Annotated in this window: 10 protein-coding genes; 9 read left to right on the top strand and 1 reads right to left on the bottom strand. The window is 44.8% G+C overall.

The annotated features are described in order from the left end of the window. Positions 1–12 precede the first annotated feature (12 nt). Complete coding sequence (locus tag AC4OGX_RS09310; protein ID WP_493330029.1) at positions 13–2,427, top strand: glycoside hydrolase family 94 protein; 2,415 nt, start codon at positions 13–15, stop codon at positions 2,425–2,427. A gap of 13 nt (positions 2,428–2,440) precedes the next feature. Then, a complete protein-coding gene (locus AC4OGX_RS09305) occupies positions 2,441–5,143 on the top strand; it encodes a GH36-type glycosyl hydrolase domain-containing protein (protein ID WP_493330026.1) in 2,703 nt (900 codons plus the stop codon). A 64-nt stretch (positions 5,144–5,207) separates the two neighbouring features. Here the strand turns inward: AC4OGX_RS09305 and AC4OGX_RS09300 are convergent, their stop codons facing one another. Continuing rightward, positions 5,208–5,948 (bottom strand): AraC family transcriptional regulator, encoded by a 741-nt coding sequence (locus AC4OGX_RS09300; protein WP_493330024.1) that lies wholly within the window; start codon positions 5,946–5,948, stop codon positions 5,208–5,210. 243 nt (positions 5,949–6,191) lie between these two features. Between AC4OGX_RS09300 and AC4OGX_RS09295 the strand changes: the two genes are divergently transcribed. The 7 genes from AC4OGX_RS09295 to AC4OGX_RS09265 all read left to right on the top strand — a co-directional run bounded on the left by AC4OGX_RS09295 (position 6,192) and on the right by AC4OGX_RS09265 (position 14,860). Beyond that, positions 6,192–7,571 carry a carbohydrate ABC transporter substrate-binding protein gene (locus tag AC4OGX_RS09295; RefSeq protein WP_493330023.1) on the top strand — a complete coding sequence of 460 codons (1,380 nt, stop codon included), beginning with the start codon at positions 6,192–6,194 and terminating at the stop codon, positions 7,569–7,571. 63 nt (positions 7,572–7,634) lie between these two features. Beyond that, positions 7,635–8,591: a carbohydrate ABC transporter permease gene (locus tag AC4OGX_RS09290; protein WP_493330021.1), complete on the top strand. Its 957-nt coding sequence runs from the start codon at positions 7,635–7,637 to the stop codon at positions 8,589–8,591. A gap of 3 nt (positions 8,592–8,594) precedes the next feature. Next, positions 8,595–9,440: a carbohydrate ABC transporter permease gene (locus AC4OGX_RS09285; RefSeq protein WP_493330019.1), complete on the top strand. Its 846-nt coding sequence runs from the start codon at positions 8,595–8,597 to the stop codon at positions 9,438–9,440. 15 nt (positions 9,441–9,455) lie between these two features. Continuing rightward, positions 9,456–11,909: a glycoside hydrolase family 3 protein gene (locus tag AC4OGX_RS09280; protein WP_493330018.1), complete on the top strand. Its 2,454-nt coding sequence runs from the start codon at positions 9,456–9,458 to the stop codon at positions 11,907–11,909. A gap of 343 nt (positions 11,910–12,252) precedes the next feature. Next, positions 12,253–12,924 (top strand): response regulator transcription factor, encoded by a 672-nt coding sequence (locus AC4OGX_RS09275; RefSeq protein ID WP_493330017.1) that lies wholly within the window; start codon positions 12,253–12,255, stop codon positions 12,922–12,924. Further along, on the top strand, positions 12,921–14,108 hold the full coding sequence (locus AC4OGX_RS09270; protein ID WP_493330015.1) for a sensor histidine kinase: 1,188 nt from the start codon (positions 12,921–12,923) through the stop codon (positions 14,106–14,108). Before AC4OGX_RS09275 ends, AC4OGX_RS09270 begins: the two co-directional genes overlap by 4 nt. Positions 14,109–14,179: 71 nt before the next feature. Beyond that, positions 14,180–14,860: an ABC transporter ATP-binding protein gene (locus tag AC4OGX_RS09265; protein ID WP_493330013.1), complete on the top strand. Its 681-nt coding sequence runs from the start codon at positions 14,180–14,182 to the stop codon at positions 14,858–14,860. Positions 14,861–14,865 lie beyond the last annotated feature (5 nt).

Raw genomic sequence — 14,865 nt, 5'->3', positions numbered from 1 at the left:
AGAAGTTTAACTATGAAATATGGATATTTTGATGAACAGAAAAAAGAATATGTAATAACCAGGCCTGATACACCTGCGCCGTGGGTGAACTACCTCGGCTCACCGAAGTACGGAGCGATTGTATCAAATAATGCAGGGGGCTATAGTTTTGCAAAATCAGGAGCAAATGGGAGGATATTGAGATATATCTTTAATCAGTTTGATGAGCCGGGAAGATATATTTATATCCGTGATAATGAGACCAGGGATTATTGGTCTGCATCCTGGCAGCCGGTTGGAAAGGATCTTGAATTATATAAGAGTGAATGCCGTCATGGAACTGCATATACAAAGATAAGGGCTGATTACAGCGAAATTCATTCCGAAGTAAGGTATTATGTGCCGTTAGAACAGGAATATGAAGTGTGGAGCCTGAGTCTTACAAATCATTCGGATAAAGTAAGAGAGCTTACGGTTACGGGATATGCAGAATTCACAAACAATAATAATTACGAACAGGATCAGGTGAATCTGCAATATTCCCAATTTATTACACAGACTATATTCTGTGAAAACAGAGTCCGCCAGATGATCCATGCAAATCTGGACCGGCTGGATGACGGAACAAAAGTGGATGACAAGAATGTGTCCGACCGCTTTTTGGGCCTTGCAGGAGCAAAGGTATCTTCCTGGTGCGGAGACAAAGAAGAATTTCTTGGGCGATATCATGGGTATGGCAGCCCGGTCGGAGTACTTGAGGGGAAATTGAGTGACAAAGGAAACTATAATGAGAATGGCTGCGGCGCGCTAAGTACAATTATTCGCCTTGAGCCGGGTAAGACAAAAGAAATTGCATTTCTCGTTGGAATGAAAGATAATAAAGAAGCGTCCGATATTATGAAGCGATATGAAAAAACAGAAGAAACCTGCAGAGAGGAATTAAAAGAATTAATAGCTTACTGGCATGGGCAGCTTTCACATTTTCAGGTCAGGACGCCGAGTCCGGAATTCGATACCATGATAAATACGTGGAATGCTTATAATTGCTTTATGACATTTATCTGGTCCCGTGCAGCATCGTTCACATACTGCGGACTTCGTAACGGATATGGTTACCGGGATACCGTTCAGGATATACAGGGCATCATTCATCTGGCGCCGGAGATGGCTCTGGAAAAGATCCGCTTTATGCTTTCGGCGCAGGTAGATCACGGAGGCGGACTGCCGCTTGTGAAGTTTACACATCATCCGGGACAGGAAGATACGCCGGAAGATACATCCTATGTGCAGGAGACGGGACATCCGGCATATCGTGCAGATGATGCACTGTGGCTTTTTCCCACTGTATATAAATATGTATCTGAAACAGGAAATGTTGAGTTTATAGATGAAATCATTCCTTATGCAAATTGCGGTGAAGCAACCGTGTATGAGCATCTCAAACAGGCCATTCACTTTACCATGAACCATCTTGGGAAACATGGAATGCCGGCAGGATTATATGCGGACTGGAATGACTGCCTCAGGCTGGGAAAAGAGGGGGAATCTTCATTCGTTGCACTGCAGTTTTATTATGCCATGACGATTTTAAAGGAGTTTGCAGAGTATAAAAAAGATTCAGATTATCTATTATACTTAGAAAAAAGCCAGCAGAAACTTGGAGAGGTGATCCAGAAGCTGTGCTGGAACGAAGACCGCTTCATCCGTGGTTTTACGGAGGATGGCGAAGTAATTGGAAAGCGCACAGATCCGGAAGCAAACATGTGGCTGAATCCGCAGAGCTGGTCTGTCATAAGCGGGCTTGCAACGGATGAACAGGCTGAACTGGCACTGGATCAGGTATATAAAAGACTCAATACAGAGTATGGGGCGATCCTGATGGACCCGCCATACCATGTACATGCATTTGAGGGAGCACTCGCGGTGATATATAATGCAGGGACAAAAGAAAATGCGGGTATTTTCTCACAGTCACAAGGCTGGATTATTCTTGCTGAGGCTCTTAAGGGGCATGGAGAAAGAGCGTTTTCTTATTTTATTGAAAATGCCCCGGCCGCTCAGAATGACAGAGCCGATATCCGGAGGCTGGAACCATACTGTTACGGGCAGTTTACAGAAGGCATAGCAAGCCCGCACTTTGGACGGTCGCATGTTCATTGGCTGACGGGAACGGCTTCTACCGTTATGGTAGGATGCGTAGAAGGTATTCTGGGGATGCGCCCGGACTTTTACGGGATTCGTATTTCACCATCTGTTCCAAAAGAATGGGAGGAATTTGAGATCGAAAAAGATTTCCGAGGGTGTCATCTGCATATTGTTGTAAAAAATCCCGGGCATTTGGAGACAGGCTGCAAAGCACTTTTCGTAAACGGTGAAAAGATGGAAGGAAACTATATACCGGAGTCCCGGCTGAAGCAGGAGACGGAAATCGAATTTTATATGTCATAAGAAAGGGGCAGGGATGAAAGAAATTAAATTTCTGGATAGAGACGGAACATTTCAGATCAGAGATCCTGAGAACTACAGCTATCTGTATTTTCCTCTTGCGGGTGAAGGCGGATTAAAATCCAGTATCACCCCTAATCTGGGAGGGGACAGTAAACTGGATCAGAACCATTTCCTGTTAGAACCAGTGAGTGTAGAGAACCTCCATAACAATCGGGGCACTAGAAATTTTTGGTGCAGAATCAAGGGAAAGGGCAGCTGGTCCGTATGCGGAATGTCCGCAGAACAAGAAGGGCAGAAGTTTACAGAGGCACAGGACGAGAGTATATTGGAAGCCGGGTTTATGTGGCAGAAAATAAGCAGAAAGTCAGAGAAGTATGGATTAGAGGCAGCCGTGACCTCTTTTGTGCCAAAGGATGAAAATGTGGAAGTGACTCTGGTCGAAATAAAAAATGTAACTGACAAAAATGTGGAACTAACACCGATCGCAGTGTTTCCGATTTTTGGGAGAAGTGCAGATAATATTCGGGATCACAGGCATGTGACATCGCTTTTGCATAGAATCCGCACAACAGACAATGGAGTTATTGTTACACCTGTCTTATCATTTGATGAACGCGGGCATCAAAAAAATGATACGAGTTATTATGTTTATGGATTCACAGAGGCAGGGGAAGGACCGGAGGATTTCTATCCCACAGTTGAAAAACTGCTGGGCGAGGGTGGAAGCTATCTGATACCAGAAGCAGTAAGGACCGAAAAGAAGGGAGATCGGCCGGGGACAAAGATTCAGGGAAAAGAAGCAGCGGGAGGCATCCGCTATTTGGAGACGGTATTAAAACCAGGAGAAAGCACCGGTTATATTGTGCTTGCCGGAGTGGCGGAGGGGATGGAGATGATTGATAAAACTGTCTCGGCCCTCAAAACAAAAGAACAGGTGTTAGACGCACTGGAGAAAACCAGACAATACTGGATCCGGAAAGTGAACGTAGAATTTCAGACAAACAGCAGTGATGCAGACAATTATTTGAAATGGATCTGCTTCCAGCCGATATTGAGAAGAATCTACGGGTGCTCCTTCCTTCCATATCATGACTACGGAAAAGGAGGACGCGGATGGAGAGACCTGTGGCAGGACTGTCTGGCACTTTTATTTATGGAACCAACCCCTGTTCGGCAAATGATCGTAGATCATTATGGCGGAGTCCGAATGGACGGAACGAATGCGACGATTATTGGAAGTCAGCAGGGAGAGTTTACTGCCGACAGAAATAATATCACACGTGTTTGGATGGATCACGCATTTTGGCCATTTATGACAACGAAACTATACATAGACCAAACAGGAGATTTAGATATTCTGCTGGAAAAGACTACATACTTTAAAGATATCCAGGTACAGCGGGGGACAAAGCTTGACCGGAAGTGGGATGAGGCATATGGACACCGGCAGCGTACCATTTTAAACGAGGTCTATTTTGGCACCATTCTGGAACATATACTATTACAAAATCTATGCGCGTTTTATGATGTTGGAGAGCACAACCAGATAAGGCTTCATGGTGCTGATTGGAATGATGCACTGGATATGGCAAAGGAACGGGGGGAGAGTGTCGCGTTTACCTGTGCCTATGCCGGCAATCTAAAAGAGATCGCCGCATACATGAGAAAAATGCGTGATATCAGTGGTATTGAATATATTGAACTTGCAGAAGAAATGAGCTGTCTGCTGGTGGGAAACGAACAGTTATATGAAGATCCAGATGAAAAAAATCGTATTCTGGAAACCTATGAAATGCGCTGCATACATAATATCAGTGGAAATACGATAATTGTAGACATAGAGGAAGTCAGCAGGAACATAGAAGAAAAGGCCAAGTGGCTGATGGAACATATCAGGAAACAGGAATGGATATCGAATTCAAAAGGGCAGGGCTGGTTCAACGGATACTATGATAATCATGGAAAACAAGTTGAAGGGTGCCAAAGCGGGAATGTCCGCATGATGCTGACAGGGCAGGTGTTTGCAATGATGAGCGGAACTGCACAAATGGAACAGATACAAAAGATATGTGAGAGTGCAGATGAATATTTGTATGATGAAAAGGCCGGCGGTTACCGCCTGAATACAGATTTTAAGGAAGAGAAATTTGATTTGGGCAGAATGTTCGGTTTTGCATATGGAGAAAAGGAAAATGGAGCCGTTTTTTCCCATATGGCAGTTATGTATGCAAACGCACTATATAAACGGGGGTACGCAAAAGAAGGACACAAGGCGATGCGGGCACTGCTGGATACAGCAATGAAATTTAAAAGCAGCAGAATCTACCCGGGGCTTCCGGAATATTTCGACAATAACGGCAGAGGGATGTATCCATACCTGACAGGTGCAGCCAGCTGGTATATGCTGACGATGATTACCGAAGTATTTGGTGTCAGGGGAGAACTGGGAGATCTTATGGTGGCTCCGGCACTGATGGCAGAGCAGTTTGATGAGAACGGAAATGCGGTATTACAGACAGAATTTGCGGGAAAAAGGTTTCAGATACATTTTTCTAATCCGCAGAGACTGGATTTTGGTGAATATAAGATCATGCAGGCTGTCTGCGGAAGTGAATGCCTTGAGCGGCTCTCAGACGTGAAAGTATGTCTGAATAAAGAGCAGATCAAAACACTGGATGCAGACAGCCTGCATCAAATAAGTGTGACACTGGGGTAACAGTTCAGGCAGATCAGGAGATTTACCGTTACTGTGCGCGCACGCGGGTGTGAACAGCAGCGGTCTACCACAGCGATTTATAAAATTTGTCCCTATATTTCTTTGGGGTCAGGCCTATAAAATTTTCAAAGGTCTGAATAAAGTGGCTTTGTGAGGAAAAAGCAAGATAATTGGCTATATCAATCACGGGCTTATCTGAGTAACGCAGCAGATGACAGGCCTTCTCGATCTTCTTCTCGCGAATGTAATCGCTTATGGAGACTCCAAGATTCTGTTTAAAAACTCGGGACAGATAACTTGTGGACAGGCCGGTATACTCAGCGAGCGCCTGAATGGTAATACGTTCTTTAATGTGACTGTAGATATAGTCAATACACTGCATCACAGGTTTGGAGAGGACGGAACTCTTTTTCTGCAGGATCATCTTACCGGTAAAATCTTTTGCCATGATATGATGAAGGTTGCCGATCTGCTGGATGTTGGAACATGAGTCCATCTTTAGTATATAGAAGTCACTCAGGCGGTATGCCTGTTCCGGCTCCAGCCCGCCTTCGATGCAGTATCTGGTCAGCATTGCAGCAGTGACAACAAAATGATATTTTATATTAGTGAGAGGGTTGCTGGAAAGCGTGCCGGTTCCCTCCATATTCGTAAAAGCATCTTCACGGCAGTTTTGGATAACGGCATCCATATCACCATTCTTCACAGCATTATAAAAAGAATACTCAATACTAGGTGAGCGGTGCTTCTTTTCCAGTTCACTGGAGTGATATTCTGTACGGTACCATTCCTTAGATATGCTCATAATATTAAGGTCCACCCTTTCTTTTTTACTTATATTATGGCATGATTTTTATATTTTGACAACGATAAATCGGTGTCATGATTTTGATATTTTGTTTTGAAATATAATATAATCACAGAAAGATTCATGATAAAGTATCATTAATGAAACAAGCGTAACTGTTAAGAAATGCAAGGCTTACGCTCAGGCTCATGAAAAAACGCCTATGACAAAGGGAAAACTAATTGAAAAGGAGATTGAATTATGAAAAAGAGAGTCGTAGCAATTTTAATGGCAGCAACAATGGCAGCATCACTGGCCGGATGCGGGGGTTCATCTGAATCTGCAAAAAGCGGAGACGATGCAGGCGAAGGGAAAGTCATTAATATATATTCCTGGAATGACGAATTTCGTGAACGTCTTGAAGCTGTATACCCGGAGGTGAAGAAAACGTCTGATGACGGAACGGTTACAACCTTAAAGGACGGTACAGAGATTCACTGGGTGATCAATCCGAATCAGGATGGTGTCTACCAGCAGAAATTAGACGAAGCCCTCTTAAAACAGGCAGACGCTGCAGCGGATGATAAAGTGGATATTTTTCTGTCGGAGACGGACTATGTAAATAAGTATACAGACAAAGATGTTGATGCTGCAATGCCTCTTACCGAACTTGGAATCGACCCGGATAAAGACCTTGCAGACCAGTATGATTTTACCAGAACAACAGCTTCCGATATTGATGGGGTCCAGAGGGGATCTACATGGCAGTGCTGCCCGGGGACACTTGTATACCGCCGGGACATCGCTAAAGATGTATTTGGTACTGATGATCCGCAGGCAGTGGGAGAGAAAGTAAAAGACTGGGATACGACAAAAGCTACTGCAGAGGAGATGAAAGCAAAAGGATACTATATGTTCTCTTCCTATGCAGATACCTTCCGCCTGTACGGCAACAGCATTTCAGAATCCTGGGTCACACCTGGTGAGAGCATCATAAAAGTGGACAAGCAGATCATGAACTGGGTGGACAGCTCGAAAGAATGGCTTGATGCAGGCTATTTTAACGCAACTGTAAAAGGCCAGTGGAACGATGACTGGAATAAGGCGATGGGGTCACAGTCGAATGTATTTGCATTTCTTCTTCCGGCATGGGGAATTGATTTTGTGCTGGATCCAAACTGGGATGGGGATACAGGTGCCTGGGCAGTTACCAATCCGCCGCAGGAATACAATTGGGGCGGTTCCTATATCCATGCAGCAACGGGGACAGATAATATGGAACATGCAAAAGACATTATTCTTGCAATGACAGCAGAAAAAGAAAATCTGTTAAAGATCTCAAAAGATTATGCTGATTTTACAAATACGAAGAGCGGAATGCAGGATGCGGCAAAAGATGATGCTAATTTCTCATCAGAGTTCCTTGGAGGACAGAATCCATTTGTTTACTTTGCTCCTGTGGCAGAGAATATCAAAATTGCACCGCTTTCTGCTTATGACCAGGGCTGTGTTGAATTGATTCAGAATACATTCGGTGATTACTTACAGGGGAAGGTTACCTTTGATAAAGCGAAATCAAACTTTGAAACAGCAATAAAAGAACGTTACCCGGATATCACGGAAGTTCAGTGGCCAGAGTAACAGCTGACAACTGTGGGGCATGAGTGCCCCGCAGTTGTGTTATATGGAAAGGAAAGGTTGTTTATGAAAAAAAGGAAAAAAAGTGTGAGCTATGCAAAGTGGGGAATTATTTTTATTATCCCGTTTTTTCTGACATATTTTATCTTTTCTTTGATTCCTCTGCTGGATACGGTTCGGTATAGCTTTTATGAATACTATCGTTCCGGAATTAAGGAAATAGGCCCTAATTTTATAGGAATTGAAAACTATGTCAGCCTGCTTAAGTCAGATATGTTCAAGTATGCGGGAAACACGTTGATCATGTGGCTGATTGGATTTATTCCTCAGATTATAGTTGCACTGGTTCTTGCGTCATGGTTTTCGGATATGAGGCTTAAGATCCGGGGGAAACAGTTTTTTAAAGTAGTGATCTATCTGCCGAATCTGATTATGGCATCTGCATTTGCATTGCTGTTTTTTACATTGTTTTCAACAAACGGGCCCATGAATTCTATTTTAATGTCAATTGGCCTGACGAAGAATCCCATTGATTTTATGGGATCTGTGTTTGGGACGAGGACGCTTGTTGGAATGATGAACTTTATAATGTGGTTTGGCAATACCACAATTATGCTGATGGCTGCAATTATGGGAATCAGTCAGGACGTCTTTGAAGCGTCTGATCTGGATGGATGTAATGGCATTCAGAGATTTTTTTACATCACGCTTCCGCAGATACGTCCGATTCTTGCATATACGCTGATTACATCTATCATTGGCGGCCTTCAGATGTTTGATGTGCCGCAAATACTGACAAATGGTCAGGGGAATCCGGACCGTGGTGCTATGACATTGATCATGTTCCTTAACAGCCATCTGAGGAGTAAAAATTATGGCATGGCAGGCGCGTTATCCGTTTATCTGTTCATTGTCAGTGGGATTCTTTGCTTCTTTGTCTATAGGATGACTGTGGATAATGATCCGGATGGATTAAAAAAAGCAGCGAGAAAAAGAGCAAAAGAAGAAAGAAGGGGGAAATAAACTGTGAAAGCAAAATCTGGCAATCGGGTATGGAATTTTATCATTCATGCAGTGTTGATACTTTTAGCATTTTTGTGTCTTTTCTTCTTTTATGTATTGATCATCAATGCGACAAGATCTCATGCGGATCTGCAAAAGGGATTTTCCGCACTTCCCGGAACACATTTTCTGGATAATCTGAAAAGCGTGGCAAATGACGGAACCTTCCCGATGTTTCGCGGCATTTTAAACAGCTTGACTGTATCAGGCTTTTCGGCGGCTATTTGTACTTATTTTTCGGCTTTGACAGCGTATGGATTGTATGCTTATGATTTTAAAGGGAAGAAAATAGCATTCACCTTTATCATGGCAATCCTTGTCATGCCAACACAGGTTACGGCAATGGGATTCCTCCGGCTGATTACTAATATGGGACTGTATGACAGTCTGCTGCCTTTAATCATTCCATCTATTGCCTCACCGGCAGTATTCTATTTTATGTATAGCTATCTCCAATCCTCTCTTCCCCTGTCATTGGTTGAGGCGGCGAGAATCGACGGGTCCGGAGAATACCATACATTTAACAAGGTAGTAATTCCGATCATGAAACCGGCAATTGCAGTTCAGGCGATCTTTACGTTTGTAGGGTCATGGAACAATTACTTTGTGCCGGCCCTGGTATTACAGTCAAAGGATAAAATGACAGTACCGATTCTAATAGCCACACTTAGAGGGGCAGATTATATGAACTTTGATATGGGTAAGATCTATATGATGATTATGGTGGCGATTGTCCCGATCATTATTGTATATCTCCTGCTCTCTAAGTACATCATTGCCGGTGTGACACTTGGCGGTGTAAAAGAATAAGGAAAAGGAAATGATATGAAAAAAAGTAAATGGGTTCATAGTGGAACATTGGATAACAAACCTTCAAAGAGGGAGGTTCTGCATAGCCGTTTTGCGAGGAAAGCGGCTGCTGAGGGGATCGTGTTACTAAAAAATGAAGGGATACTTCCCCTCGGATCTTCATGGCCGATTGCATTATTAGGGAATGGGGCACGAAAAACAGTAAAGGGAGGGATTGGATCAGGCGATGTAAACAGCCGTGAAAATATCTCCATATATAGAGGATTAAAAGAGGCCGGTGTCGTCATTGTCAGCGAAGACTGGTTAGAAGATTACGATAACCGTTATGAAGATGCGAGAGCACAATGGAAGAAAAAGATCTTGGATGATGTAAAGACGGTGGATAATCCTTTTGATGCCTATGCCTCCAATCCATTTGAATTTCCGCAGGGAAGGCCGGTTTCCTCAGACGATGTGGATGGAGCTTTGGCCGTGGTCTATGTGATCAGCCGTATATCGGGGGAAGGAAAAGACCGGCGCAGGACAGCGGGGGATTATTACTTGAGTGAAAGGGAAAAAGACGATATTCTGTATCTCAATGAACAGGATCTCCCGATCGTATTAATTCTAAATGCAGGCGGGGCAGTGGAACTGACCGGTTTATTGGAGCAGGCGGGGAATATACGCGCTGTTTTGAATATGTCCCAGCTTGGTCAGGAAGGCGGCCATGCTGTTTCAGATGTACTGCTTGGTCAGGAAGTGCCGAGTGGGAAGCTTACCTCGACATGGGCGAAACATTATGAAGATTATCCTTTTGCGGAATCGTTTGGTTATTTGAATGGAGATCTGGAGAAAGAAGAGTATAAAGAGGGTATTTATGTCGGATACCGATATTTTGACAGTTTTCAGGTGAAACCTTTATTTCCCTTTGGATATGGCCTTTCTTATACATCCTTTGAACTGGAGTTTCAAGATCTAAAAGTGGAGCATACCAATATCGGTCTGGACATTTTGGTTAAGAATACCGGAGATTCCTATGCGGGAAAAGAAGTCGTGCAGAGCTATATAACACTGCCCCGGACAGGAATGGAAAAAGAATACCACAGGCTGGCCGGGTTTGCAAAGACGGATGTAATTCAGCCCCAAAAAACACAGTCTGTCCACATAACGATTGCACAAAAGCAGCTTGCAAGCTACTCAGAGGAAATGCATGCATGGATCATTGAAAAAGGTATATACGGGGTGTGGATCGGGGAGCATTCTGCGTCACTCAAACTTGCAGCATTGATTAATGTTTCAGAATCAGCGGTGATAGAAAGAACGAATGCAGTCTTTCAGCCGAAAGAAGTGTTTCAGGAATTACGGATGGGGGAGGCTGAATCAGCAGAAGAAGCGGCATGGCTGATAAAAGCAGGACGGCAGAATATCCCGGAGTTTTCCTATGTGCCGCAGCAGGAAGAAAAACGGGAATACCAGCAACAATATGCAGATACAGAAGTGGTTGAAAAGCTGATACCGCTTTTATATGGAAATATTACCCAGGGGACGAGCACGCTTGGTTCGTCAGGTGTCAGGGTACCGGGTTCTGCGGGAGAGACAACAAAGCAGCTTTGGGAAACAGACGGCATCCCTTCCTTAATTATGGCAGATGGTCCGGCAGGACTGCGTTTACGCCAAAGCTATGAGGTGGACCAAGCATCAGATACGGTGTATGGCATGGGGGTTCTTGGGGCCGTGGATAATGGATATCTGGAGCCCATGGAATATCATGAAAATGCGGATCTTTACTATCAATACTGTACGGCTTTTCCGGTTGGTACTGCGCTGGCCCAGACATGGAACCTGCCATTGATGGAGGAATTTGGTGAAGCGATCGCTTCTGAAATGCAGGAATTTCATGTAAATCTCTGGCTTGCGCCGGGAATGAATATCCATAGAAATCCGCTTTGCGGGCGTAATTTCGAATATTATTCAGAAGATCCTCTGCTGACGGGAATGATAGCTGCTGCTGTTACCCGGGGGGTGCAGAGTAAAAAAGGGTGTGGGGTAACCCTGAAGCATCTGGCTTGTAATAACCAAGAGGATAATCGGATGGGGGTGGATGCCTGCGTTTCCGAACGTGCACTCCGTGAAATCTATTTCAGGGGATTTGAAATTGCGGTAAAGAGCAGTAAACCCGCAGCTATCATGTCATCTTATAATTTGATCAATGGCATTCACGCTGCTAATCATCAGAATATGTGCACGGCCCTTGTGCGGGGCGAGTGGGGATTTGATGGTATTATTATGTCTGACTGGAATACAACCGTTCCGGAGGATGGCAGTATTCCATATAAATGTATAGACGCAGGAAATGACCTTATTATGCCGGGAAGCCAGAAGGACGACCATAATATAAGGGAAGCTTTAGAAAGGGGGATTCTGTCGGAAGAATCACTTAGAATCTGTGCGGGGAGGATCCTTGCACTTGTGCAGAGACTGGGCAGCTGATTTGGTTCGCATTTAGTAGTGTGGTTTTTAGTTTGGTACAGGCCATCAGAGGCTGTTTAGCTGGAAAAACGACAAATTTTATGGTATGCTGAATTAGTAAATGAGGAGCAGGAATCATAACTTATTAATTATAAGAATGAAGCCAGATGCCAAAGCTTTTACTAGATTGTAAGTATATTAGTGGAGCGGAGATTGAAGAAGAACCCGTAAAAGCGCAGACTTACTGGACTTTTACGGGTTTTTCTTCGTTCTGTTTTACCGGTAGCGGTATTCAATTAGTATGTTGGATACAGTTTTGTAGAAAAATATCAAATAAACGAGAGATGAAAAGAGAGAATAAATCATGATCAATCTATACTACGCTGAAGATGACGAGACGATCGCACAGTTGGTAAAGGAATATCTGGAACAGGAGGAATGCCAGGTCAGCATCTTTTGGACGATCGCAGACTTAAAGACTGCACTGCTTAGCAGGCAGCCGGATCTTGTTCTGCTGGACTGGAATATGCCTGACGGCCAGGGGAGTGATCTGTGCCGCTGGCTTCGTCTGAGGTGGCCGTTACTTCCGGTGATTTTCCTGACAGTCCGGGGGGACTCTTCTGATGTGGTCGGCGGATTTCTAAACGGAGCAGATGATTATGTGACAAAGCCTTTTGAACTGGAGGTTCTGCATTCACGTATCCTTGCCCTGCTTAGGCGTGCCGGACAGAAGAAAGATACTCGTTTTTACTGTGATGCTCTGATTCTTGACACCGAAAAAATGTCTGCTTTTTATGAAGATGAGGAAATTATCTTAAGCCAGCCCGAATACCAGATCCTACGGCTTTTAATGGAAAATAAGGGGAAAACGGTCACAAGAAAGCAGCTTCTGGAGCAGGTATGGGACAGCAATGGGAATTTTGTAAATGATAATACCCTGACGGTTACCGTCAAGCGGCTTAGGGAGAAGCTGCGGCGTCCTGCCTGTCTCAAGACGATCAGGAGCTTTGGATACCGCATGGAGGATTCGCTATGACAGAAAGAAGAAAACAGATGCTTATGATATGGCTTCCGGTACTGGTCTGCCTGGCAGGGATCCTGATCTTAAATAACATATGGCAGCAGCGTTATGAGCAGGCAGCCTTTGGAAGCGTATCATCCCTGTCTCAGATCATATTAGAAAAGGATCCAAAAGCCGGGGAACTGCTTCTTTCTTCCCTGAAAGAGTATACTTACGGGGAAGGTAAGCTAACAGGAGGCGATGTATTTTTAAAACAATACGGGTATACAAGTGAGGATTTTGCCGGAGGGACAGGATATCAGGGGGCCGCGGCGGCATTGTTTACTGCTGTTTTGATATCGGCAGTATTTATTCTGTCTGTCTGGTTCAGGGGAAAGAGAAAACAGGCAAGAATATCAGGGCTTACGAAGTATTTGGAACAGGTCAATATTGGAGCCGGCGGCACCATGTTCCAGGCAGGAGAGGATGAATTTTCCCATCTGCAGGATGAGATCTATAAAACAGTTACCAGCCTGTATGCAACAAGAGAGGCTGCCATAAAGGCCAGGGAACGCTTTGCAGACCATCTGGCTGACATCGCCCACCAGCTCAAGACGCCTCTCACCGCGGCATTTCTGTCCCTGCAGCTTATGGAAAAGTCGGCTTCCAATCCTTATATTAAGACGCTCCAAAATCAGCTGGGACGCTTAAACAGACTGGAGGAGGCTCTTTTGACCCTCTCCAGGATTGATTCGGGCACATTAAAACTGGAGCATTCTGATGTGGATGTATATACCGTGTTGAATCTGGCGGCTGATAATCTGGAAGAGCTGCTGGCCGAAAAAGAGGTCCGCGTAGAGATCCCGGATAAAAGCTGTGCAGGATTTCAGGGGGATATGGAATGGACAATGGAGGCATTGATCAATCTGATGAAAAATTCCATGGAGCATTCACCGAGGGGGAGTGTGATCCATTGTGATTATTCCCAAAATCTTCTGTACACGGAAATTTTGATCCGGGATGAGGGGCCGGGGTTTGACCCGGAAGATCTCCCCCATCTTTTTGAACGGTTTTACAGGGGGAAGAGCTCAGGAAAGGATGGTATGGGAATCGGGCTGGCACTGGCCCATTCCATATTTGAGCTGCAGGGAGGCAGTCTGACAGCCCGGAATCTGCCGTCAGGGGGCGCCTGTTTTGAAATCAGGATCTACAGTCACTGAGCTGTCATTTTTCTTTGCTATAATAAAGCGGCAGGAAATCCTGCGGCCTATTAGAGAAAGGAGAGATGAATTTGGAAGTTTTAAAATGCATAGGAGTTAAGAAATCATATGGAAGCGGAAGCAATCAGACGGAGGCGCTTAGAGGCATTGATCTGACGGTAGAAAAAGGTGAATTTGTTGCCATCGTCGGCGCCTCGGGTTCGGGAAAATCCACCCTGCTCCATATACTGGGAAGTGTGGATCAGCCTACAGAAGGGAAGATCCTGGTGGACGGAACGGATATATCCTCCATGAATCCCACCCAGGCAGCGATTTTCCGCCGCAGAAAGGTAGGGCTGGTCTATCAGTTTTATAATCTGATCCCAACACTTACTGTTAAAAAGAATATTTTAATGCCTCTTCTGCTGGATAAAAGAGAGGTGGATCCCCGGTATTTTGAGGAGGTGGTAACCTCACTCGGGATCCAGGATAAACTGGATGCCCTTCCCAGCCAGATGTCAGGCGGACAGCAGCAGAGAACAGCCATTGCAAGGGCGCTGATCTACCGCCCCGCGATCCTTCTGGCGGATGAACCGACCGGCAACCTGGACCGGAAGAATTCAAAAGAGATCGTGGATCTGCTGAAAATGTCCAACAGGAATCTGGATCAGACGATTCTTCTGATCACCCATGACGAGAAGGTTGCGCTGGAGGCAGACCGTATCGTGACTATTGAGGACGGCCGCATCATCAGTGACCGGAAACGGGGGTGAGCCGC

This window comes from Faecalicatena sp., assembly GCF_058819085.1.
This window is presented reverse-complemented; position numbering and strand designations above follow the sequence as displayed.

Bases quoted from the DNA above. Each gene is read 5' to 3' on its own strand.
- AC4OGX_RS09270 (WP_493330015.1), top strand. From the start codon at position 12,921: ATGACAGAAAGAAGAAAACAGATGCTTATGATATGGCTTCCGGTACTG.
- AC4OGX_RS09275 (WP_493330017.1), top strand. From the start codon at position 12,253: ATGATCAATCTATACTACGCTGAAGATGACGAGACGATCGCACAGTTG.
- AC4OGX_RS09295 (WP_493330023.1), top strand. From the start codon at position 6,192: ATGAAAAAGAGAGTCGTAGCAATTTTAATGGCAGCAACAATGGCAGCA.
- AC4OGX_RS09305 (WP_493330026.1), top strand. From the start codon at position 2,441: ATGAAAGAAATTAAATTTCTGGATAGAGACGGAACATTTCAGATCAGA.
- AC4OGX_RS09290 (WP_493330021.1), top strand. From the start codon at position 7,635: ATGAAAAAAAGGAAAAAAAGTGTGAGCTATGCAAAGTGGGGAATTATT.
- AC4OGX_RS09300 (WP_493330024.1), bottom strand. From the start codon at position 5,948: ATGAGCATATCTAAGGAATGGTACCGTACAGAATATCACTCCAGTGAA.
- AC4OGX_RS09280 (WP_493330018.1), top strand. From the start codon at position 9,456: ATGAAAAAAAGTAAATGGGTTCATAGTGGAACATTGGATAACAAACCT.
- AC4OGX_RS09310 (WP_493330029.1), top strand. From the start codon at position 13: ATGAAATATGGATATTTTGATGAACAGAAAAAAGAATATGTAATAACC.